The sequence below is a fragment of the Oceanicaulis sp. UBA6590 genome, from assembly GCF_002433705.1.
In the GTDB taxonomy this organism is placed as follows: Bacteria; Pseudomonadota; Alphaproteobacteria; order Caulobacterales; family Maricaulaceae; genus Oceanicaulis.
On the sequence record NZ_DJIQ01000066.1, the window covers coordinates 14,481 to 35,329 of the forward strand.

19 protein-coding genes are annotated in these 20,849 nt (G+C 65.2%); all 19 read right to left on the bottom strand.

Going from position 1 to position 20,849, the window contains the following annotated elements; translation table 11 throughout:
• Nucleotides 1-2: 2 nt before the first annotated feature.
• The 19 genes from B2Z70_RS13915 to B2Z70_RS14005 all read right to left on the bottom strand — a co-directional run bounded on the left by B2Z70_RS13915 (nucleotide 3) and on the right by B2Z70_RS14005 (nucleotide 20,780).
• Entirely contained in the window at nucleotides 3-1,136 is a 1,134-nt protein-coding gene (locus B2Z70_RS13915; protein WP_292984048.1) for a hypothetical protein, read from the bottom strand.
• Nucleotides 1,133-3,460, bottom strand: a complete 2,328-nt coding sequence (locus B2Z70_RS13920; RefSeq protein ID WP_292984050.1) for a phage tail protein — start codon at nucleotides 3,458-3,460, stop codon at nucleotides 1,133-1,135. The genes B2Z70_RS13915 and B2Z70_RS13920 overlap by 4 nt, the downstream gene beginning before the upstream one ends.
• A complete protein-coding gene (locus tag B2Z70_RS13925) occupies nucleotides 3,460-3,765 on the bottom strand; it encodes a hypothetical protein (protein ID WP_292984052.1) in 306 nt (101 codons plus the stop codon). Before B2Z70_RS13925 ends, B2Z70_RS13920 begins: the two co-directional genes overlap by 1 nt.
• Before the next feature lie 41 nt (nucleotides 3,766-3,806).
• A complete protein-coding gene (locus B2Z70_RS13930) occupies nucleotides 3,807-8,006 on the bottom strand; it encodes a phage tail protein (RefSeq protein ID WP_292984054.1) in 4,200 nt (1,399 codons plus the stop codon).
• Nucleotides 7,999-8,415, bottom strand: a complete 417-nt coding sequence (locus B2Z70_RS13935) for a DUF6950 family protein (protein ID WP_292984056.1) — start codon at nucleotides 8,413-8,415, stop codon at nucleotides 7,999-8,001. The genes B2Z70_RS13930 and B2Z70_RS13935 overlap by 8 nt, the downstream gene beginning before the upstream one ends.
• Nucleotides 8,400-9,011, bottom strand: a complete 612-nt coding sequence (locus B2Z70_RS13940) for a hypothetical protein (protein WP_292984058.1) — start codon at nucleotides 9,009-9,011, stop codon at nucleotides 8,400-8,402. The genes B2Z70_RS13935 and B2Z70_RS13940 overlap by 16 nt, the downstream gene beginning before the upstream one ends.
• Nucleotides 8,998-9,630: a hypothetical protein gene (locus B2Z70_RS13945; RefSeq protein WP_292984060.1), complete on the bottom strand. Its 633-nt coding sequence runs from the start codon at nucleotides 9,628-9,630 to the stop codon at nucleotides 8,998-9,000. Before B2Z70_RS13945 ends, B2Z70_RS13940 begins: the two co-directional genes overlap by 14 nt.
• Nucleotides 9,631-9,638: 8 nt before the next feature.
• Complete coding sequence (locus tag B2Z70_RS13950) at nucleotides 9,639-11,882, bottom strand: coiled-coil domain-containing protein (RefSeq protein WP_292984062.1); 2,244 nt, start codon at nucleotides 11,880-11,882, stop codon at nucleotides 9,639-9,641.
• Nucleotides 11,872-12,174: a hypothetical protein gene (locus B2Z70_RS13955; protein ID WP_292984064.1), complete on the bottom strand. Its 303-nt coding sequence runs from the start codon at nucleotides 12,172-12,174 to the stop codon at nucleotides 11,872-11,874. Before B2Z70_RS13955 ends, B2Z70_RS13950 begins: the two co-directional genes overlap by 11 nt.
• 89 nt (nucleotides 12,175-12,263) lie before the next feature.
• Entirely contained in the window at nucleotides 12,264-12,749 is a 486-nt protein-coding gene (locus B2Z70_RS13960; protein WP_292984066.1) for a hypothetical protein, read from the bottom strand.
• Nucleotides 12,749-13,720 carry a phage tail tube protein gene (locus B2Z70_RS13965; RefSeq protein WP_292984068.1) on the bottom strand — a complete coding sequence of 324 codons (972 nt, stop codon included), beginning with the start codon at nucleotides 13,718-13,720 and terminating at the stop codon, nucleotides 12,749-12,751. Before B2Z70_RS13965 ends, B2Z70_RS13960 begins: the two co-directional genes overlap by 1 nt.
• A 231-nt stretch (nucleotides 13,721-13,951) precedes the next feature.
• Nucleotides 13,952-14,377, bottom strand: coding sequence for a hypothetical protein (locus tag B2Z70_RS13970; RefSeq protein WP_292984070.1), 426 nt, complete (start codon nucleotides 14,375-14,377; stop codon nucleotides 13,952-13,954).
• A gap of 109 nt (nucleotides 14,378-14,486) precedes the next feature.
• Nucleotides 14,487-14,948: a hypothetical protein gene (locus B2Z70_RS13975; protein WP_292984072.1), complete on the bottom strand. Its 462-nt coding sequence runs from the start codon at nucleotides 14,946-14,948 to the stop codon at nucleotides 14,487-14,489.
• Nucleotides 14,949-15,152: 204 nt separating this feature from the next.
• A complete protein-coding gene (locus B2Z70_RS13980; protein WP_292984074.1) occupies nucleotides 15,153-15,860 on the bottom strand; it encodes a DUF6441 family protein in 708 nt (235 codons plus the stop codon).
• Between the two features lie 91 nt (nucleotides 15,861-15,951).
• Complete coding sequence (locus B2Z70_RS13985) at nucleotides 15,952-16,422, bottom strand: hypothetical protein (protein WP_292984076.1); 471 nt, start codon at nucleotides 16,420-16,422, stop codon at nucleotides 15,952-15,954.
• Between the two features lie 145 nt (nucleotides 16,423-16,567).
• Entirely contained in the window at nucleotides 16,568-16,840 is a 273-nt protein-coding gene (locus B2Z70_RS13990) for a hypothetical protein (RefSeq protein ID WP_292984078.1), read from the bottom strand.
• A 311-nt stretch (nucleotides 16,841-17,151) separates the two neighbouring features.
• Nucleotides 17,152-18,231, bottom strand: coding sequence for a major capsid protein (locus B2Z70_RS13995; RefSeq protein WP_292984080.1), 1,080 nt, complete (start codon nucleotides 18,229-18,231; stop codon nucleotides 17,152-17,154).
• 113 nt (nucleotides 18,232-18,344) lie between these two features.
• Entirely contained in the window at nucleotides 18,345-19,031 is a 687-nt protein-coding gene (locus B2Z70_RS14000) for a head decoration protein (protein WP_292984082.1), read from the bottom strand.
• Nucleotides 19,032-19,112: 81 nt separating this feature from the next.
• Nucleotides 19,113-20,780 (bottom strand): S49 family peptidase, encoded by a 1,668-nt coding sequence (locus B2Z70_RS14005; RefSeq protein WP_292984084.1) that lies wholly within the window; start codon nucleotides 20,778-20,780, stop codon nucleotides 19,113-19,115.
• Between the last annotated feature and the right edge of the window lie 69 nt (nucleotides 20,781-20,849).

Here is a 20,849-nt window from a genome sequence, read left to right on the forward strand (position 1 = left end):
CCTTATGCCGGGGCCTGAAGTTCATTAGGCGGGATTTCCAGCATCCTTGCCTCGCCAAAGCTGGCAATTCCGAACAGCTGACTGGAAGGGTCTGAACTGTCTGGACAGAACGGAATGCCGTTTTCTGTGAGGGTGAGCTCATGGCCTAGTTTCGTGAGGCTGTTGAACGAGAATGCCGGGCTAACGGTGTGCCGTTCAAGGTAGCTGGGGTTGCCACCCCTGATCGAAAGGAGGCTTAGACCGTTGTCGATCCAGACAAAAGCGCGTGCAGTAACCGCGTTAGCAGTCGAGGAAATAAAACCGGACCAAGTAGAGCCAACTACATCCCAAGCAATATCCAGACTTGCGCCCACACAGCCACCGTTGTGGCTATAGAAGAATTTAAGGCCATCAGGGGAAAACTGTATGGAACGCGGCACATTGCTTAGACCCTTGTTTCCATCCAAGGTGGCAGTGGAAAGGTCGAAAGGCGTCGAGAGGCTGTATTGCCAGACCCTATCGATCGAGTTTCCGCAGAAATAGAGTTTGGTTCCGTCCGGCTTCATCGTAAGCCCGTCCGGCGAGTTCTCGGAATGCAGGCTTGAGGTGTTCAAAGTATCTGGCCGAGGGGCGATGGTGCTTAGGTCATAAGCGGTCGCCATTAGGCCGGTTCGGATGTTGTTTGAGCTATCGATCCAAGCGAAGTTCAACCCGTCTGGGCTCATCCATGCACCTTTTGACGCCGGGGCAGTCCCGTCGCCCGGCGCGAACTCATTGCCCACGTCATATTGGACATTCACCCAGTCATAACCGCCGTAATACCCGTACAACTCCTCGCTCGCCCGACCCAAACCATCGAGGTAAGTGCTGTTGTTGAGGATATCGCGGAAGACTGGGGACGACGCCAGCGCCAGCGCATCCGCCGCATTGTCGAACGCCTCACTGATCTTCGCAGAACTGACAGAAAGGGTCGGGTCGAGCAAAGGCGCGAGTTCCGCGAAGACGCCCTGCTGCTCTGCGATCTTGTAGCCGCCCTCGATCGAGGCGGTGCTGATGGCCTGCATGATCATCGAGTATGCGGTCGCGGCTGAGGCGGTTTTTGCCGAGACGTTACCGCCGCCAGCACTTGCGTTCATCGCTGCATTGAGAAGGCTCATACCCAGATCTCCACTTCATCCGCCGTGCGCGAGACCAGTTCCAGGTACGCGGGGCCTTCGATTTGATTGTTGGGGGCGGTTAGGTCAAAGGCGTTGCCATCGCTGTCCCTGACCGTGGTTTCATCCGCCTCGCCAACCCGGAAGTCGAACGTCGCCGTAATGCCGCGACCCACGAAAACAGGCTGAGACCATCTAGCAACAGGCGCGGGAACCGTCACTGTCACCGCCGAGGCGACATAGATCGGGTTCGCCCTGATCGCCTCGGACGTGTCAAGGCTTGTGTTGGCGGTGAGGATGCTCAGGGCGCCAGACTGTTTAGCGTTGACCGCCGCCTGAGCCGTGCTGACCGGCTTGTCAGCGTCGGACGTGTTATCAACATTACCCAGCCCGATATCACCTTTGGTCAGCACGACAACGCCGGTCTGACCGTTGACGGACTGGACGGGCGCGGCGGCGTTGATTTCGAGCCAGTCCGAGCCGTCATAGATGTAGGATTTGCTCTCACTGGCGACGACCGCAACGTCGCCTTCCTGCACGGTCAGCGCGTCTCTCGCCGCCGTGTCTGCGACCGCATGGACTTCGGTCAGGCTGACCGCCGGGATTTGCGCGGTCGGGATTTTCCCGCCCACCAGATCGGCCTTGTTCGACAGGGTCGAAACCAGCCCGGCGACTGCGCTCTGCGGAATGGTCAGCGTGTATTCAATCCCGCCGCCTGTCTTCACCCGCAGGAAGGCACCCTCGTCCGCGTAATCGTTCGGCGTGTCGGTCAGCTCCCGAAAGCGCTGAGCCGCCAGTGCTGCGCTCTTGCCGCCCTTACGTTCGACCAGGAGTGAGCTTTGGCCGGCGATCAGATACAGCTCATCGCCGCCCGACAGGCGTTGGGTGGTGACCGTCACCACATCGCCCGGTTCGAGGTCGAGCGGTTCGGTGATGATGACCTGGCCCTCATTGGCGCCGTCAGTGTTCACGACCGGTGACCCCACGCCCTGACGCCCGACCGAAACGCCGTTCAGCAGGACGGTCGCGCCCAGCGTGTTATTGACGTCCACGCCTTCGGTTGACGTGTCCGCATAGACCAGGCGCGCCGTGATGACGTAACGACCCGCCTCGGCGACGGTCAGTTCGGTATTGTTCGCCCCGCCAATGCTGATGCCGCTGTCAGCCATCAGGGTGGAGTTCCACTGCACGGTCGCACCCGCCGCCATGTTGGTGACGTCATCAGTCGAGCTGAAATGAGCGAGGCTGGCGAAGGGCAGTTCAGAGCGCAGAAGACGGTCAGCCAGGTCTTGTTCGAGGTTGTCGACCGTGTTTTGTGCTTGCGTGCCCGTGTGTGTGGAGCGATCCCGCAAGGCGGCGTCCGTGGCGTTCTTTGTCGCCTGCGCCTCGATCCCACCGAGCTTGGACTTTTCAGCGTCGGTGAAGGCGTTCGTGTCCGCCTCGCCCTCATAAGCCGCCTTGATCTCATCGCCGGTCATGTCGGCGGTTGCGCCCGCTTCGATCCCGTCGAGCTTGGCCTTGTCCTCTTTGGACATATACCCATCGACCGCCGCCGTTGCGGCCTGCCAGAGTGAGGCATCAAGTTTGGTGGCGACCGTATTGGTCAGCGCGGTGATCGCGTTCGGGTCATCGCCGAGCGCCGCCGCCAGTTCGTTCAGCGTATCAAGCGCACCGGGCGCGCCGCCGACCAGGGCATCAATCGCAGCCTGGATTTGTTGGCCGACCTCGGTGGCGGTCAGGGCGTCCGTGATCCCGTACCCTGCAAGTGTGTCGGGCCGGGTCGCTTCAATGATCTTGGACCAGTCCAGGTCGGGGATGCGCGCCGTGTCGAACACGCCAGATCCGGTCTGTGATGCGCTCAGCGTCGGGATTTGTGCGATCGGTACGGTGGTGTTTGCGTCAAGCGTTGCGATCCCATTGGCGGCGCCCTTTTCAGAAGTCGAAACAAGCGCATCTAGCGCCGCTTGCAGCCCGGCAATCTGGGCAATGGTGAGCGCAAGCGCCGCTTGGTGCTGGGTGACACTCCCTTCGCTGATCCGGGCGTTGGCGAACTGCCCACTGACGACCTCCGCCGCCGTGTGCGTATGGGCCGAAGGCGTAAAGCTCGAAGGCTTGCCCGTTATGTTTGACCACGGCGCAACTACCTGAGCAGAGACCAAAGCGGAAACGTTAAAACCCGCTCCCGCTGAAATCGCTCGGTTCACAAGGGCGAGCGTATCAGAGTCACTGACGTCGAACAGGGGTAGTCCCGGCTTGAACGTGTCGCCCGTAACCGGGTCCGTCCAGGGGCCGACTTCAGGCGGGATGTAGAGAAAGACGTTCGACATCAATTTTGCTCCAAAGTCTGGGCCATAGCGTCAAGGAAGGGGCGGAATGCTTCTGGGGCATTGGGGTCCGCTGCCAGACCTTCATGAAGGCTGGTCAGAAGCGCGGGGAGATTTTGGGAAACCCGGTGCTGGTCGAGTTCTGGCGAACGCGGGCGCGGGCGAAGTTCTAGCCCCGATGCCGTCATGAAGGCTTCGGTCTCGACGGGGTTCATGCTGTCGAGGCGATGATAGTCGGGCGCATAGAGCGGGCGCGCGCCCTCGGGCAAAGGCGCATCCTTCGCCTGAACGAAGCCCCAGCCCGTCACCAAGCCGTCTTCATCGCGCGTATGCCAATACCGTGTCTTCATCATTTCACGATCTGCAGAAAGGCCAGCTCTTTGAGGAAAGTGCTGGTGGGTGAGGTGATGCGGTAGCGGAGGGCCTGCCCGGCCGCGCCGGGTTGATCGACCGTGGCGAGGCAGAGCGAGTTGCCCGGGTTGCCTGTGATGGATTTGATCGTGGTCCAGCTACCCGCGCCGATCTGTCTCTGGATGGCGTGCTCTTGGCCCGCCGTGGCGAGCGTCTGGAAATAGAGAGAGGCAATCACCAGCACGGACCCGCCGCTTGACGTGACGCTGGTCTGTGGTGTGCCGGAGGTCGCCGCCGCCGAAGCCGTTTGGCTGATCGCGTTGTCTTTGATCTGCAACGTGTCGACGGTCAGGTCTTTGATGTAGCCGCCGTCGAAGACGAAGTTCTGCCCCTCAAGCACGCCGTTTGCGAAGGTGAAGGGTTGGACATCTGCTGAGCCCGTGTAGATCTTGAAAGCGTCGAAATTGAACGCGATCTCAGACGTCGTCCCATCGTTCAACGCCTGCATGTCGGCGATCTTGCCGTTCACATCGAGACGGAAGCCGTAGGTGGCGAGCAGTCGTCCTTCGATGTCTTGGAACGCTTCGAGCCAACTGGTAGCGCCCGCCGGGATGCCGCCGAAGAACGTCAACGCGCTGAAGTTCACGCTCGCAAGCGCGCTCTGCAAACTGGTCTCTGTGAGGTAATTCGCTCCGGCGAAGGCCGTCGTGACGAGACCCTCGTCACGCGCCAACACCCATTGAGAGCCGTCGTGGACATGCCAGGCTTTGTCGCTGACGCGAACCCAAACGTCGCCCTCTTTGTAATCCCCGACGGCCGGCGTGGTCGCACTCCAGATGACCTTGCTCGTGTTCTCGGTGATCGAGCTGTAGGTGAACAGGTCAATGTTCGACAGTGCGCTTTCGAGGTCAGACTTTGCCAGGAAGGTGAGGTTCGCCCCCGAGACCGTCAAAAGAGTCTCGTTTGGCAGGCCATCGACCTTTTGCTTGACGCTTTGAAAAGCGGAGTTAGCCGTCAGGTCGATCAGGGCGACAGCGCTCTGAAGATCGGCTTTCGCAAGGTAGATCCCACGGGCAGACGCGGCGCTGAGAACATCGTTCGGAAGGCCGTCGACTGTATCCTTGACGCCTTTAAACGTGGCGTTCGCCGTCAGATCGATCAAGGCGACTGCGTTTTGAAGATCAACCGTCGCCAGGAAGCGCTCACGCGTCCAGGCTCTTGCGTCCCGGTTCTCGACAAGCTGGTTCCGCTGAAACTCGGCGGTGCCGCCAAGCAGGCGCTCTAGAGTTTCGATCCGAGCCATCAGCTCGTCGCCGGGGGCGGCGAAGGGATCGACGTCTTGTTGACCGGGGAGCGCATACGCCGCTTGAGGGCGGCGGATATAAAACGCACCACCCGCGGCTTCTTCGACCACTGGTACGCACCGGATTTGAACGGCCGCAGCGCCCGCCGGGGCTGTCGCAATGCCCTCAAGGCGACCTTCGCTGCCTCGGTCGATTTCAGCGGAGCTGATAAGGTCGCCGGCAGCGTCCAACCACAGAGCCTTGAGGATGACTTCTGAGACAGATCCGAGAACCCCAACTTCGCACGCCGCCTGTACATAGCGACTGGCCGCGATGGGTTGATTGACCGGCCAGATCAAAACTCGATCAGACTGCTCGCCCGTGCCGTCGAACGGCCAATAGGCCTGAAGCGCGTTCGGATCGCCCGCGACAATCTGCAGAACACCGCCGGGGGCTTTCCAGCCCTCAAGCCCCGTCAGAAGCGGATCGCGCAGCCAAGTCTTGAGCGACAGCCGGGCGCCCGTGTCGGCTACCGCCGCCAGTTGGCCCGCCGCGTCTTCGAACGCTTCGTTCGCGGCGCCGAGCGCGTCGTTAATGGCATCACGAGCGGCGTCGATGCGCTCTGACGGGATGGTCGCATCCGACGCGACCACCTCTCCCGGGATCTCCACGCCTTCGACCACCGCCCAGTCGGACGGCTCGCGCCATTGCGCCCAGGTTTGCAGACCCACATCCACAGTACGGCCATAGGGGATGGTATAGATGGTCTTGCCGCCCAGGCGCGGCTCGATCGCGTCGATCTGGGCAAAGGCGCTGTCCGGATCCCCGGCGGGTTTGATGGCGATCAGCACCATCTGCGCCTCGGGGCTGGTGATGGGGTCAAAGCTGACAGTCAGCGCCGGGCGTTTCACCCCGCCTTCGCTCTCCTCGAGCGCCGCCGTCGCCGTAACATTGGCTGGCGCAGCCAGAGCCGGGGCGGTTGCGGCGTCCACATCGACCGGCACAGAGTCCGACCAGTCGCCCTGATCATCGCGCGGGCCGACCGCTGCGATCTGGAGATCGAGCGCCGCACGGGGCAGATCCGGCGTGCGCAGGCGCACGGTCCAGCCGCTCACCTCGTCGCCTTCGATCACATCGCCGCTGATCGCGCTTTCCGTCCAACCACCGGAGGGCCGAACCCGCCAGCGCACACGCCAGCCCAGATCCGTGCGCGGCACATCGACCGAGCCCGCGCCGGCAATATCGTATGAGCGAACGGGCGCCGGGAAGGTGAGCACAGCCACCGCCTGACGCTGACCGCCAAAGCGGGATTCGGTGTCCAGCGCGGCGCTGACATCGCCAACATCGATCACGGGCGGGGTGGACAACTCACTTTCAGAGGGCGCGGGCGGTGCGGCGCCCTCCTCTGTATCCGGATCGAACGTGTCCGCATCCGTGTCATAGATCGCCCAGTCGAGAATGACCGCGCCGCCATCGGAGAAATCAATCTCCAGCGCCTCGACCTCGACAATCTTGCCGCGCAGGAACTCCGAATTGGGAAAGTCCATCGGGAATTTCAGCCAGCGCTCACCCATCAGGTCGAGCGCCGGCAGGGACAGGCGCAGGGTTCCGCGCGCCTCGGCATTGCGACGCAGGGCGATGCGTTTGAGCAGGCGCGTCAGCTGGCCATGGGACTGGACCTGAGTCATCGGCACGCGCTCATAACGGCGCTTGCCGGTCAGCGCGATGGACCCCTGATCGTACCAGGGCGCGCCCTCGACCTGACTGAACTTCTTATCGGGGTCGGTGTAGAATCCGACAAAGACATTCTTCAGCTGTTCATCAGGCACGCCGCGATTGATGGCGTGACCGATCACCCAGTCAGAATTGATCTCCACCGCCGAGCCGTCATACGCGCCGACCTTGATCGTCAGGGCGCCATCGCCGGTTTCGGACATCCAGCCATCGCAGGACGCCAGAAAGCGCGCAATTGTGTCTGCCGGGTCTTCGCCGACATAGTATTCAAAATCGCACTGATAGCGCGGCTCGGTCCCGCCGCCCTTTTTCGGCACGAGCTGATCACAAGCATTGGCGGCGGCGATCCAGGCGTCGAGATGGGGCGCGATCTCGGTGTCGAAATCCATGCCCAAACCCAACGCGCGATCCGGCTCTACCGGATCCGGAACCGCCGGATTGCACATATAGGTGACCATCTGCAGGACCGGATTGCGGGACCCCGGCGTCCAGCCGCGCCAGTTCTCAACCGACTGGCCGGACTGGCGGAAGTCGAAACAGTACTGGGCGCGATAGACCACCGAAGGACGCGGCAGGCCCAGCGGGTAGACTTTGGGCAGGCGTTCCTTTTTCGGGCCGAGGCACAGCAGCTCCAGCGCCGCAACGCCGTCCATGCAGTGCTGGGATGACCATTCGCCCGGAACCTTGCTGCGCGCCCGGGTGAAGGCGGACTGGTTCGCCGTCCCCAGGCGGGTGTCGATATAGATCGCCTCGAAATACTGCCCCGTGCGCGAATCCCCCTGCACAAAGCCCGCGCCCAGCGGGCCGGTTCCCAGGGTCACAAGGTCATCATGCAAATAGATCTGGTCGATCCCTGCGATGCGGCCGTCATGGAAGGCCAGCACGTCGATGGAATCCCCGCCCGAGGTGGAATAGAGCGAATACGCCCCCGCCGAACGGACCCGGCCAAAGGCGGCGGCGCGTTCGGGGGTGGGCTGGCGCTGCGCGATGCGACTGTCGGGCGTGCTGACGCGGGGCGCAAAGGCGGCGTTGAGGGCGGCGGAGGCGCCGACTGTCAGGCCGACCTTGGCGGCGAAAACCGCACTTTTCGCCAGGAAGGCCGCAGCCGCCTTGGAGGCGCCCGCCTTGAGCGCGGTGGAGGCGACAACCTTGAAGATATAAGCGGCGGCGGTTTCAGCCATAAACAACCCTCCACACCTTCAGCGCATCCACCGGCGCAATCACCAGACCGTCCCGGCCCGCCCAAAGCGCCCAACCCCCGGCGGGCGCCCGCACGGCGCAGACCCGGTTCCGGCGTCCGTTTGAATCCAGAGTGGTCACCAGCCCCACATCGCCGGGGCGGGCTTTCGAACAGGCCACCGCCCGCGCGCCGCAGCCTTCAGCGACCTCGGCCAGGACGCGCCGCATGCCGCCGCGCTGCGCCAACGCCGCGCGCCAGTCCTGTTCGGAAAGATCGTGCACCCATGGCGCGGGATGTTCGCCGGTCGCCCGCTCCACCCAGTCAGCGGTGAAGGCGGCGCAATTGGCGAAGTCCGCGCCGGCGGCGTGATCGAGCCAGCGCGCGAGATCCGCACTCACGCCTTGGGCCATTTCTTCTCAACGCCTTCAGACAGCGCCGCCACATTGTCGAAACCGCGATCGCCGGGCGCGTCGAGCGCCTGATCGGTCGGCGTCCAGAAAAACGCCTTGGCCTGACGTCGACCGGTAAAGCTCGACCCAATCGAGATCGAAACGGTCGAGGTCGGGCGCGTTGGATCGGAACCATCCTGATTAACAGAGACTCCGTGAGACACACCGCGTCGGATCCAGCGCACGGCGCCCACGGGCTGCCAGCCTTTGTCCAGCGGCCAGAGCCCGAACACCGCTTGGCGATTGCGTGCCGAGACCGCTTCGGATTCTGCCAGCGCCGCCAGACGCCCGTCTTCATCCGGCGCGCTCAGGGACAGCTCGATGCGGCTGGCCGTGCCATTGAACAGGGATTCCAGCGTCGGTAGATCCGGCAAGGCCCCGAGACCCCGATAAAGCGCACCGTCTGTTTTCTCCACCACCGGATCGGAGGGGACCGGTAGTTCACCCGGGCCTGACCAGATGCGGACCGGATTCGGCGTCGCCAGCCGGAACAGCAGGGCGAAGCGATTGCCCGCCTCTCGCATGGCCGTCCGCTGTTCATCGCTAAACAGCGCCATTGATCCGCTCCATATGCTCGCGCCATTCAACGGTCTTGCTCTGGATGACCGTCTCGCCATCCTCATCCACGGTCGCAGCCTCGGGATTGGCGAGGACCATCACGCAGCGCGGATCCGCGATGTCGAGCGCGGTTCCGGAGGCGGCCGCTTCGCGCAAGGGCGGGCGCACGCTGATCGACCACAGTCCGCCCGATTGCGCCGTCGCGGACTCGATCCGGTAGAAGCGCGGCCCCCAACCGGGATGGTCAATCGTGAAGACATGGCCGCGCTTGAGCGCGCCACCGCCGGTGACCAGCACGCTCAGCACCGTGGCGCGGGCGACCGCATCCGCAGACAGGGCGATCGCGCTGACATCCTCGGGCGTGGTGATGCGCTTTTTCAGGGGCACGATCACAGGCGTCGAGCCGCCATCACAGCCATCAATGAAACCGTTCCAGTCGAGTTTGACAGCATCACTGCGCAGCGAACACTCCTCGCGCGCGGTCCAGAAGCCCCCGCCCGAGAAATTCGCCGTGGCGATGACGCCAGACTTTGAGCGCCCGGCAATAACCGCCGCGCCGACCAGAGTCGCGCCATGGCGCTTGCGGCGCCCGATAAAGGGCCAGACATCCAGAGCCATGATCCCCCCTAGCCCTTCAGGGCAGTCTGTTGGGCGAGCGACTGGCTCAGCCCGCCTTGTGTCTGTTTGGCAGCGGCGGCGGAGACTTCGACAGCGGTGTTGGCCGCCGTCTCGCGCACCAGATCGAGGATGACATCCAGCTCCAGCCCGTTATCGGTCTGGCGTTGCTTGACGCGGGCGCCGCCCGGCGCGCCGATCACATTGACGGTGACGTTCGGCTGGGCGCGCTGGCCCAGGCTGGGCCCGATCATCAGGGATTCACCGTCAGAGACGCGGGCGAAGGGCCGACCATTGAGGGCGAGGACATTGTTGTCGATGCCCGGATTGCCCCTGATCATGCCCTCAAAGCCGCGATCAAAACCGGGCAGCCCCTTGGTCCCGCCCGCGCCTTTGAACCCCTGATTGAACAGACCTTCCAGCGGGCCAAACAGCGCGCCCGCAATCGGGCCCAGGACAAAGCGCTGCATGGCCATTTCAACCATGATGGCGAGCATGCGACGGCCCATATTCTCGAACGCGTCACCAGCGGACTGGGCGTTCTGCGCCACAAGGCCCAGCTCGCCGCTCATGATGCGCAGGGATCCGGTCGCCAGATCATCGATCTGGCCGGCGGTGTCCTGCGCGTCTTCCGCCATGCGGCGCAATCCGCCCAGCGCCCGGCCCGATTGGGCCTGGGCGATCTCATAGGCGCGCTCTTTCGCCTTGTCGGCTTCGGTGTTGATCACCGGATTGTCCGCGCCGCCCGGATCGGACGGATCGCCGGGCGCCTTGCCCGGACGCAGGCGCGGAACCACCCCCGACATATCCAGAAGATCCTGACGCAGGCGCAGTTCGCGCTCCATCGCCGTGACAACGCCCAGCCGGGCGCGTTCCTGCGCCAGAATGGCGGCGATCTGGTCGCCGCTGATCTCCAGCCCCGCCCGGCGCGCGGCGTTGAGATCGCTTTCCAGCTCGGCCAGTTGCTGGACCGGCGTCATCAGTCCGCGAATCCGGGTCTCGACCAGCGCTTCCAGTTCGAGGCGGCGCTCGGCGGAGAGATTGGCGGCATTGTCATTGGATGCGCCGGGCATTTCGGACGGGGCCCGGACATAGCTGGCGGCGAGATCGGACTCGGCGCGGGCCGTTAGCTCCACTATGCGCTGACGTTCGGCCAAGGCCTCGTTTATCCGCCCCAGACGGTCTTCCATGCGTTCGAGCTCAACGACCGCCATGCGTTGTTCGCGCACCAGCTGGGCGCCATCGCCAAGAATGTTGCGATACCGGGTGATCTGCTCTTGCAGCACGTCCGCCTGCAGCTCGAGCTGGGACAGGGTGCGGTCTTCCAGTGCTACCCGGGACAGCAGAAGCGCCGCTTTCTGCTCTTCAAACCGGGCCAGCGCGTTCTGGCGGGCCTCTTCGGCGCCCAGCAGCGCTTGGGACTGGATCTGGCGGGCGCGTTCCTGTCGCAGTTCCGCCGCCGCAATCCGGTCTGCCGCTTCGGCAAAGCGCGAGAGCGCGCCATCGGTCAGCGCCTGATTGGCCAGCTCCGCCTGTTCACGGATCCGGCTGATCTCATCGCCCGTGCGCTGCAGCAAGGGCGCGGCGTCGCGCAGGCCCAGCTTGTCCGCGAGCGCCAGACGGCGGGCCGGATCCTCGATCTCGGCCAGACGCTCCAGCACGCGATCGAGCGCCTGCTCGACGGGCAGATCATTGGCGCCCAGCGCCTCCAGACCCAGTGCGGACAGACCCTCGCGCGCTTCGCCCGTGCCGAGCGTGCGAAACTCGCCCAGTCGCTTGGCGAACTCTTCCAGCGCTCGATCCGCCTGTCCGGCATCGCCGCGCACCAGACGCAGGGAATCGCGGAACACCAGCACGCTCTCGGCGCTGACGCCCGCCACCCGGGACACATTGGTGATGGATGCGGCGAAGTCCGTGGTCTGGTTGGCGCGCTCCATCAGGACCAGCGCTTCGCGAATCGCCACAGCCACCACGCCAAGGCCTGCCGCAGCCGCCAGACCATAGGGTCCGAGCGAACTGAGGATTCGGCCAAAAGGCCCGGCCTCAGACGCAGCATCCTTCACCGCGTCACCCAGCTCGACAATGGTCGCCTTGGCGAGCTTGCCCTCGCGCTTGATGGGCTGCATCGCGCGGGACAGATCCCGCCCGACACGCTCGCCCGCCGGGCCCAGCGCATTGAGGCGGCGCATCAGATCTTCCTGACCGCGCAGATCCAGCCGGATAACGACAGACCCGGCCTTGCGATTATTGGCCATCCGCGCCTCCTTCCCCCGCCTTGCGGGACTGACGCAGGGCGAGGCCTGCGAACAGGCCCGCCTCGGCGGCGTCGATCAGGTCATTGAGTTCGTGATCGGGCACGTCAGGCATACGCCGCCGGGCCTCTTCCATGTCGATCCCGTCCACCCCGGCGAAGCCGCGGCGAAGGATGGTTCCGCGCTTGATCAGGTCGAGCAGGCGTTGCCCCGCCCAGGAGTGCGGGGCGTGTTCAACCTGCGGGCAGAGATAGCCGGGCGGATCATCCGGGCCGTCACAGCGCGGATCGCGCACCCGCCCGCCGCTGGCGCAAGCCTCGCCCATCGCGGCGCAGTCGCGGCAATTCTCATCGCCCCCTGCAAACAGGTATTTGCAAAGGGCGCTTAGCCGTTTCCCTCTTGCGATATCCCGGCCAGCTTGCGCATCAGCCAGTTCTCGAAGCGGTTGGCGATATAGGGCAGACGCATGGCGGCGCAGATCGAGACGGCATCAGGCTCGATGGCCTCGCCCTCGGCATTGCCGAAGCCCTCCCAGTCGAGGATCAGCGCCTCGGCATGGGCGGACAGGGCCACGGCCTGAATGGCGCCCTCGACGCGGGCGGTGATGTCGAGCCGACCCTCGGGCAGGATCGCGCCATGGGCGGCGAGATGCTCACGCAGGCGGTCGATATAGGCGCTCTCGCCCTCCCCCTCATCCCGCCCGGGCGTGGCGCGACGCGCGAGGGACCAGGCGGCGCGCTCGCTGGCGACGCTGGGCAGGGCCAGACGCCAGCTGGGGGTGACGCGGCTTTCCCCCTCGCCGTCGGCCAGAGCCGGAAAGGTCAGGGTTTCAAAACGGCCCGTTTTGGGCGGTGTCAGATCAAGCCGCATCACGCCCCCGCCGGATAGCTGGCGACGCTGTTGGTCAGCGTCGCGGTGAGAACCGGGGCCGAATCCGTCTGCTCGCCCCGGAAGGCGTAGGATTCAGTGCGCAGGCCCTCGCCCTCGACCGCGCGCTCGGTGGGCTCGAACCGCATGGCGGGACAGGCCAGCACCAGCTTGGAGTTCGCGCCGAGCTCATACTCGATGGACAGCGCCGCCGCCGTCTTGGCCCGGGCGATCTCATAGAAGGCGTTGTCCTTCACCCGCAGATCAAGCGTTCCGGTGAAATTGCCGCCAACCTCGGGCGTGAACTCGGCGACCGTGCGGTCGGCGCGGCCCGCCGGACGGAAGGGGTCGAGCGGGCGCTCATAACGCACCGTGCCGCGCGGGACATTGGCCATGACCGTGCCGCCATAGCGCAGCACCGCGCCCGGCCCCGCCGGCATGATGGCGCGCGTCAGCGCATCCAGCGCCGTGCCGAGCGGACTCGAATCGAGATTCTCGATATCCGAACACGGGCCGGAGAAGGTCACCTGACGGCGCCCGGATTCAGGCGCGACGCCGATCTCCATGCGCTGCAGCGCCCAGGTGTGCGCGCGGCGCCATTTCGCGCCCTCGGCCCAGACCATGCTGGCGCCCGGCACCTCACGCTGACCGGACGTGAAGACATGGTCATACGGCCCAGAACCCGAGGGGGCGGCAGCGCTGAGCAGATGCGGCAGATAGAGGCCGAGCTGGGCCATGCACAGCGGTACGGTCAGATCGAGCGAGGCCTCGACCAGACCGTCCGCCGGAGCCTGCGCATCCATCACATTGTGAAGGTCCGAGCCGATGATGGGATCATCCACCAACGGATCATTGCGCCGCGGCGTCAGCCGGTAATAATCCACGGGCTGGTGATTGCCGTCAGCGGGCGTGCCCGCCACCGCCTGGGCCAGAATATGGGCGAGCGACAGCCGCCCAACGAGTTGAGCCGTCATGGTGTGTGTCCTTTTTTGTTTGAAGCTTCGCTTTGCTCGACCCGTCCGGGCCTGCGCTTCCTCGCTAAAGCTGCGGGCGCGCGGGCGCGCTTGCGGCGGGGCTTCGCCCGCCGGGGCGGTTGAGTATTAAGACCGGGGCGCGATAGCGACCCGCAAGGGCGAACGCCCGCCCGGCCCGTTGGCCGGAACCTGCAGGCCCGGACGGGCCGAAGGAGTCAGGGAAAGATAAGATTATCCGCCAATGGCGAGTTCGAGAGCCGTTGGCGTGCGGAAGTCTTCGCCGTGTTTCAGGCCAAGATCTGCGATCTTGCGATGGGTCAGGCGCACGACCTTGCCGACGGGGCCCAGCTTTGACTGCTTGAGCAGGTAGATCTGGCGCACGCCGGTCGCCGCCGGGACCGTCTCAGAAGCGGTTTTGTCCGCGTCTTGTTCCGGTTCTGCGCCGCCAGAAGCTGAAACGGCTTCAGTTTCACTGGACGTTTCCGGCTCTGACGCGCCGGTTTCGGGCGCTTCAGACGCGGTCGGCTCGGCTGAAGTTGAACCGGTTTCAGCTTCAGAGGCCGTGCTGTCGAGATCCAGCGCCGGATCTGCGTCAGGCCTGGCGGTGGATTTGGCCGGAGCCTTGGCTTTCGGGCTGGTGCTGGCTTTCGTCGGCATGGTGATGTCCTTTCGGTTTTGTGTTTCTCGGGGCGTCCGCCCCTGCGGTTCCGGCCATCAGGCCGGGCGGGCGGTCGCCCTTGCGGGGCGCCTATGCGCCCCGGTTTCCTCAACCAACGGGCGAGAGGCTGTCGAACTCGACCTCTATACCGATGTCGAACAGGTTCTCAGGCGCGTAGCCCTTCTCTTTGGACGTATCGGGATCCAGCTCGATCAGGCGGGCAAAGCTGGCGACGCCGCCGAGCGACCAGTCCGTCGCAAGGGCCGTGGCGATGGCGCCCGTCATCTGAGACATCAGCGCCTGACGGGCGTCGTCATCCGCCCCCACACCATGAAGGCCGAGCTTAAAGAGGGCCGTCACCATCCAGAGATCAGACCCGGCCAGCTGGTCAGTATCCGGCGCGCGGCGTCCCGGGATCAGGCTCACCCGGAAGCGGTTCACGCCGGTCTCTTGCGGATCCGCGAGACGCGGCTCGTCATATTCGAGCGCAGGCGCGCCCTCGACGGTCGCCAGGGCGGTGGAGATCACGGACTTGAGCGCCTCGACAATATCGTCATGCGTGGTGGGCATTGTTTGCTATCCTTCCTCGCGTCCGCTCGGTCGGTTCCGCGCACGAGCGCGGGCGCGCGGTAGCGCTTGCGGCGGGCCAGCCCGCCGAGGCGCTTGATCATTGACACCGGGGCGCGTCAGCGGCCCGCAAGGCCAAAGGCCGCCCGCGCTGATGCGCGGAACCGCAGGCCGGAGGCCGAGGAGCTAAAACAAACCTCTCGTCGATTATCCAAATCGACGCGAGGTGATCTCTTCGAACGCCCGGGCGAAACGGGTGAGGCCTTCGCGCCCGATCGCGTCGGCGACGCTGTCGGGGTCGATCCGTTTAGGGATCCGCACTTGCGGGACCAGCACGAACATGACGACGCCGTTCTCGAAGTCGCCCCGGCGGCGGGCCGCGTCCGTAGCGCTGCGATAGCGCGGTTTCTTGCCCCCGCCCATGCGGACCCGGTCGGCGACCAACAGGGCGAGCTTACGGCCCGGGATCGCCACATAGCGCAGCTTGCCGAAGCGGCGCTCGGCTTCGGTGATGGCGTGCTTGCGCGCCCGGCGCAGTCGCCCGCTGGTCCCAAAGGACCGCCCCGCCTGCGGCGCGTTCTCGGTCGGGATCGCCAGCCAGAAGCCGGACTCCGACCGCAGGGTCACCCCCTCGGAGAAGGCGCGGATGATATGGGGCGCATTGCTCCACCAGCTGATGGTCGGCGTCAGGGATGCGCCCCGCCGGGGGAAGACCCGCGACCGCCACGCCTTGGACACCCGGTCACCCAGAGCCGGTGCAGTGTCGGCCCGTAACTGGGACTTGCCCCAGTCCGCGACCGCGTCCGCCGCCGCCATCGCCGCTTCGGCCAGTTCCTCGACCGTGGCGTCGATATCGGCGGCGAGCGCCTCGGTGACCGAGACGTCGATTCCGAAGGCTGTGGAGTTGAGGTACATGATTCTGGTTCCTCGGCCCGTCCGGGCCTGCGGTTCCGCGCACGAGCGCGGGCGGGCGGTCGCCCTTGCGGCGGATAAATCCGCCGAGGCTCTAATCCTCTCCGCAACCGCGACCGATCGCGCCGGGGTTATCGCTGGCGACAAAGCGTTTCCAGAACACCCAGCCCCTGGGGCAGTAGAAGCCCCACTCGCGGATGCGCGGGCCGGTGATGAACAGGGTCCAGGCCGAACGGTCGTGGATCTCGAGCCGATGCGCAGCGCCCGCCCGGCGGGCGAGAACAGAACCCGGTCTGCGCCATATCCGTCGGAAGGTATCGGGATCCGTTACGCCGCCCGGGCCGGGCAGCACCTCGACATACCCGCCCTTCAGCACGATTGAGACATTCCACCAGGGATGATCGTGCAGCGCCCGGTCATCATCACTGCGCAGGATGTTGTGCAGATAGATATTGAACCAGCGATTGCGGGGCAGGATCCACCAGCGGCGGATATAGGGATCAGCTTTGGTGCCGATGATGAAATCAGGATCGCGCCCGAGACGCGAGAGGAAGCGGCGCAGCATGGTGTGAACCTTTTTCTTGTTCCTCGGCCCGTCCGGGCCTGCGGTTCCGCGAGTCTTGTTTCCTCGGCCTCCGGCCTGCGGTCCTCGCTTCGCTGCGGGCGCGCGGTCGCGCTTGCGAGCCGCTTGCGCGGCCCGGCGTGAGAGATCACGCGCCAAAATCGAAGGTGTACTGGCCGACACTGTCGGGGCCGGTGGGGGCTTCGGACAAGGTCAGGACTGCACCCGAGGACCGGGTGAAGGTTCCGCCCTTCACGGGCTCGACGCCGGCGGCGAGGAAGGCCTTGCGGAAGGCCGTGCCGGTGCGGCGCGCCGCGCGCATCGAGCCGAACTCGCCCGCATTGAGCGGCTCGGTCGTGTCATCGAGGATCACCGGAACCGCCAGCACCACAGGGCTCCCGCCCGGCCCGGCATAGTCCATCGGCTCGCCGAAGGTCGCGCCCGAGGCGTCGCCGAAGGCGGTTTCGAAGGCTTGATCGAAGGAAGTTATGACACCCTCCTCGGCCCGTCCGGGCCTGCGGTTCCGGCCATTGGGCCGGGCGGGCGTTCGCCCTTTCGGGTCGCTGGCGCGCCCCGGTGTGAGTGATCACCCGACGGCGGGCGAAGTCCGCCGCAAGCGCAACCGCGCGCCCGCAGCGAAGCGAGGACCGCAGGCCCGGACGGGCCAAGGAACGGGAAAAGGCGATCAGCCCCCGGGCGCACCCGGGAGCTGATCAGGCTGGGGAGGTCGGGTTAGCCCGGATCGGCGGAGGCGCTGACCTTGACCAGGACCTTGGGCTGTTTGCAGAGCGGCAGGAAGTTGGATTCCGACCACAGCTCCACGCCCTTGCCGTGCTTCATCAGCTCGGCGGACATGAAGATCGGCAAGGCGAAGCGACCCGCATTATCTCCCAGATCCATGTCGATGATCGTCGGCAGATCATTGAGTTCGGACAGGGTGTCCGCCGGGGCGGCAAACGTGGCGAAGGTTTCAGAGGTGCCCACGGGGTAGGCATGGCCCTCGCCCGCAGCAATGAAGCGCTCAGAGCCGGATTTGGTCGGGGCCGAGCCGCGATATTCAACATAGGTGACCGGGCCGAACGGGTTAAACATGCGCCCAGTCGCACCCGCTTCAGTATAGCGAGGCAAGTCCCGCAGCTCACGCTTGTCCTGCGCTTCATAAAGCGCCTTCACTTTCGGATGCTCGACGAACTTGCCGAAGAATTCCGGCGAGACGAGCACTTCGACTTCGGCCAGAGTTTCGCCCAGAAGGTTGTCCTCGATATAGCCCCGCAGCGCTTCATCCGCGCCGCGGATATCGGCCTCTTCATTGTCGAGGTCGAAATAGACGACATGCTGGCTGACGCCGAAATCGGTGTAGAGGTTGGACAAAGTCGTGCCGTCACCATCCTTGATGATGCCCTTGAGCGCCTGAACCCGCAGATACTCCGCCGTGATGGCGTGCTTTCGTGCGATCGTGCGCTGCTTTTTGGCCAGCTCCATGGGCAGGTTCGCGCGGACTTCCCGGCCCTCCACCACAATCATGCGGTCCTGCAGATCACTGGCCAGGATCTGATCCTCGACCGGGAAGTGCGGCACCTGGAAGATCTTCAGATTCTGCCGTCCGTTGTCAGACTTCTGGCCGGGCGCGCCGCGCTCCTTGGCGGCCAGAACCTGCAGGACGCCATTGTCTTCGGTGACCTGCACGAAGGTGGAGTCAATCGGCTCCAGCGGGAAGATGTTCAGTGACGAAACGAGACCATAACGCAAGGGGTGCTTGCGCACCTCCATGGTCATGGAGCGGGCGGAATACGGAAAATTGAACTTAGGCATAGGGGGCTCCCTGACGGCGTCGCGCTGCGGCGCCGTATCCATGTGAAGACAGCGCCGCAGTGGCGCCGTGAGGGATTGAGAAGAGATCAGGGCGGCGCGCCGCCCTGCTCAGATCAGACCGCGTCCACGACCTTGATCTGACGCGCCAGAAGCGCCGCATCGATGGCGGCTTTCTGGGCAGCGCTGGCGCCATCGGGATAGGTCAGGTGCTTGCGCAGCACGAAAGCCGGGCCGTTCACCAGCACCAGCCCGGGCGCATCCGCGCCATCGGGCACGGTCAGATCAGCCAGGGCGATGCCGGCCACCGTCTGGGCGCCATCGACCGCACTGAGATCGAGCGGGACATACTTGCCTGCGTTGGTCTCGGTCACGGTGATCGAAAAGCTGTCGCCGACCACAAAGTCGGTCGCGCCGTCCGCGATGGCGAAGGCGATCTGGCCATTGTCATAGGGCGTGCCCGTGACCGCATCGGCCAGACGATTGCCCGACGGATCAAACACCGCAAAGGTGGCCGTGTTCGTGCCCGCCGAGATTGCTTCAACACTGTAGACGCCCGGCTGGGCCTTGGCTCCCAGAGCGACGCCGGAAATCGCGCCATTTCCGGTAATGCCGTCATCCGCCGCACCAGCGATGGACAGGGCGCCGGACAGGCCGAGGATCAGCCCCAGGGCGATGGACACCGCCGCGCCGGATCCTGCCTTGAACAGGCCGGACGTGCGGGTGAAGGACTGATGGGTTTCATACTTGACCACATCAGAGGGGGCTTTCGGCTCAGCCCCGGTAGACACCATGAGAGACATTGTTCCCTCTTCCTTTCGTGATGGTGGGTGCGAGGGCCTTTATGGCCGCCCCCGCGAGGGCCGAGCAGGCGAAACCGCCCGCTAGTTCCTGAAGGCGGACAGGCTCTTGTGCGCCTGAGACAGCAGCGCATCCGCGCCCGACCCTTTCGGCGCACCGGAGCCTGCACCCGAGCCCGGCTTCGCACCTTTCGGCGTGTAGGCGCTGGCGGATTTGCGGAAGTCGCTCTCGCCCTTGGGCGAGGTTTTCAGCATGTCGAGGGCTTCGGCGGGGGTGAGCTTGCCGCCGGCCACCTTGACGGCGAGCTTGCCGGCCAGGGCTTCACGGCCCTTGGCCTCGGGCGCGTTGAGGATCTTGTCGGCGCGGGCTTCCGCATCGTCATCCTCGCCATCCTCAGCGTCGGCGGCGTCATCGTCTTCGCCTTCGGCGTTGGCGGTATCATCATCCTCGCCGTCAGTCGCTTCGGCGTCGTCTTCGCCCTCGCCTTTACCGTTGGCGGCGTCTTCGTCTTCACCGTCCATGGCGTCGGCGTCGTCTTCGGTTTCGGCGCTGGCAGCGATCAGGCTGCGGATGTCATCGAGTTCGGCCTGGGCGTTGGCGTCGCCGCCCGAGGCCTTGGCCACCAGTGCGGCCATCTTCGCTTTGAGGGACATGGGGGTCTCCATCTGACCAGCCGCGGGAACAGAGCGGCCCTGTTCGGCCTCATCGCAGGACGCCGCGCGGCTGGCCGCGGCGCTGACGGATACGGGATTGGGCGGATTGACCGCAGCGGGCGTTCCCGCGAGGGATTGCGCGATGGCGAAGGCGTCCTGCTCGGCCATGACGCCGTCGATCAGATCGACGGCCAGCGGATCGAGTTCCGCCGGCGGCGGCGGATCGCCTGCCGTGAAGGTGCGCGCCTCCCAGCCGCGAGACTCGCGGACGGCCTCGAGATCCAGCCCGCGACCAAGGGCGAGTTCGACATAGAAGCGATCGGCCAGATGATCGACCTCGGCCTGATAGATCGCGGATTCTTCATCGGTGGGCGCACGCAGGGGCGAGCCCATATCCTTCAGGCGTCCGGATTTATAGAGGTGCGAGCGCTCGCCCCACCGTTCGAGGGCGCCCTCGAAATCGAAAAACCCGATCCGGACGCCGACCGAGCCGACCATCGCGCCGTCGCTGGCGTAAAGCCCGTCACACTGGGCGGCGAGTTTCATGCCCGCCGAGGCGCACAGCTCATCCGCATGACCGATTAACGGCTTGCCGCCATTGGACTGGTTCATGGCACGCAGGGCCTGCGCCGCCTCGGCGCAGCCGGCCACATAGCCGCCGGGCGTATCAAAGCGCAGCAGGATGGCGTCCACGCGCTCATCCTCATTGGCGGCGCGCACCGCCGCTACGTAATCGCGGTAGCCGGGCCAGTAGCAGCCCGAGAACCACCCCTCGAAACCGCGCGACATCAGAACACCGGTGATCTCGATCAGGGCGACATTGTCGATCAGGGTGAAGCCGGACCGGGTGCGCTCTCCACCCTCGGCCCATTCGGGGATCTCCGGCGCCCAGTCATCACGCTCCGCCTGCGGACGGACCGCATCGGTCAGGGCTTCGAGCATGTCCGCCGAGCCCTGCGCCAGACGCGAGATCAGGCCGGGCTCGATATCCGCGCGCCGCGCCTGGGGGGCGAAGTCCGGGTGCATCAGGGCCGTGTCATGGCCGGAGGCCAGCGCAAGGCGCTGCGGCCCGCTCGGCAAGCGGAGAGATTGGGGCATTTTTGTAAGTCCTTCCTCGCGTCCGCTCGGTCGGTTCCGCGCATGGGCGCGGGCGCGCGGTCGCGCTTG

Bases quoted from the DNA above. Each gene is read 5' to 3' on its own strand.
- B2Z70_RS13915 (WP_292984048.1), bottom strand. From the start codon at position 1,136: ATGAGCCTTCTCAATGCAGCGATGAACGCAAGTGCTGGCGGCGGTAAC.
- B2Z70_RS13920 (WP_292984050.1), bottom strand. From the start codon at position 3,460: ATGTCGAACGTCTTTCTCTACATCCCGCCTGAAGTCGGCCCCTGGACG.
- B2Z70_RS13930 (WP_292984054.1), bottom strand. From the start codon at position 8,006: ATGGCTGAAACCGCCGCCGCTTATATCTTCAAGGTTGTCGCCTCCACC.
- B2Z70_RS13935 (WP_292984056.1), bottom strand. From the start codon at position 8,415: ATGGCCCAAGGCGTGAGTGCGGATCTCGCGCGCTGGCTCGATCACGCC.
- B2Z70_RS13940 (WP_292984058.1), bottom strand. From the start codon at position 9,011: ATGGCGCTGTTTAGCGATGAACAGCGGACGGCCATGCGAGAGGCGGGC.
- B2Z70_RS13945 (WP_292984060.1), bottom strand. From the start codon at position 9,630: ATGGCTCTGGATGTCTGGCCCTTTATCGGGCGCCGCAAGCGCCATGGC.
- B2Z70_RS13950 (WP_292984062.1), bottom strand. From the start codon at position 11,882: ATGGCCAATAATCGCAAGGCCGGGTCTGTCGTTATCCGGCTGGATCTG.
- B2Z70_RS13960 (WP_292984066.1), bottom strand. From the start codon at position 12,749: ATGCGGCTTGATCTGACACCGCCCAAAACGGGCCGTTTTGAAACCCTG.
- B2Z70_RS13965 (WP_292984068.1), bottom strand. From the start codon at position 13,720: ATGACGGCTCAACTCGTTGGGCGGCTGTCGCTCGCCCATATTCTGGCC.
- B2Z70_RS13970 (WP_292984070.1), bottom strand. From the start codon at position 14,377: ATGCCGACGAAAGCCAGCACCAGCCCGAAAGCCAAGGCTCCGGCCAAA.
- B2Z70_RS13975 (WP_292984072.1), bottom strand. From the start codon at position 14,948: ATGCCCACCACGCATGACGATATTGTCGAGGCGCTCAAGTCCGTGATC.
- B2Z70_RS13980 (WP_292984074.1), bottom strand. From the start codon at position 15,860: ATGTACCTCAACTCCACAGCCTTCGGAATCGACGTCTCGGTCACCGAG.
- B2Z70_RS13985 (WP_292984076.1), bottom strand. From the start codon at position 16,422: ATGCTGCGCCGCTTCCTCTCGCGTCTCGGGCGCGATCCTGATTTCATC.
- B2Z70_RS13990 (WP_292984078.1), bottom strand. From the start codon at position 16,840: ATGGACTATGCCGGGCCGGGCGGGAGCCCTGTGGTGCTGGCGGTTCCG.
- B2Z70_RS13995 (WP_292984080.1), bottom strand. From the start codon at position 18,231: ATGCCTAAGTTCAATTTTCCGTATTCCGCCCGCTCCATGACCATGGAG.
- B2Z70_RS14000 (WP_292984082.1), bottom strand. From the start codon at position 19,031: ATGTCTCTCATGGTGTCTACCGGGGCTGAGCCGAAAGCCCCCTCTGAT.
- B2Z70_RS14005 (WP_292984084.1), bottom strand. From the start codon at position 20,780: ATGCCCCAATCTCTCCGCTTGCCGAGCGGGCCGCAGCGCCTTGCGCTG.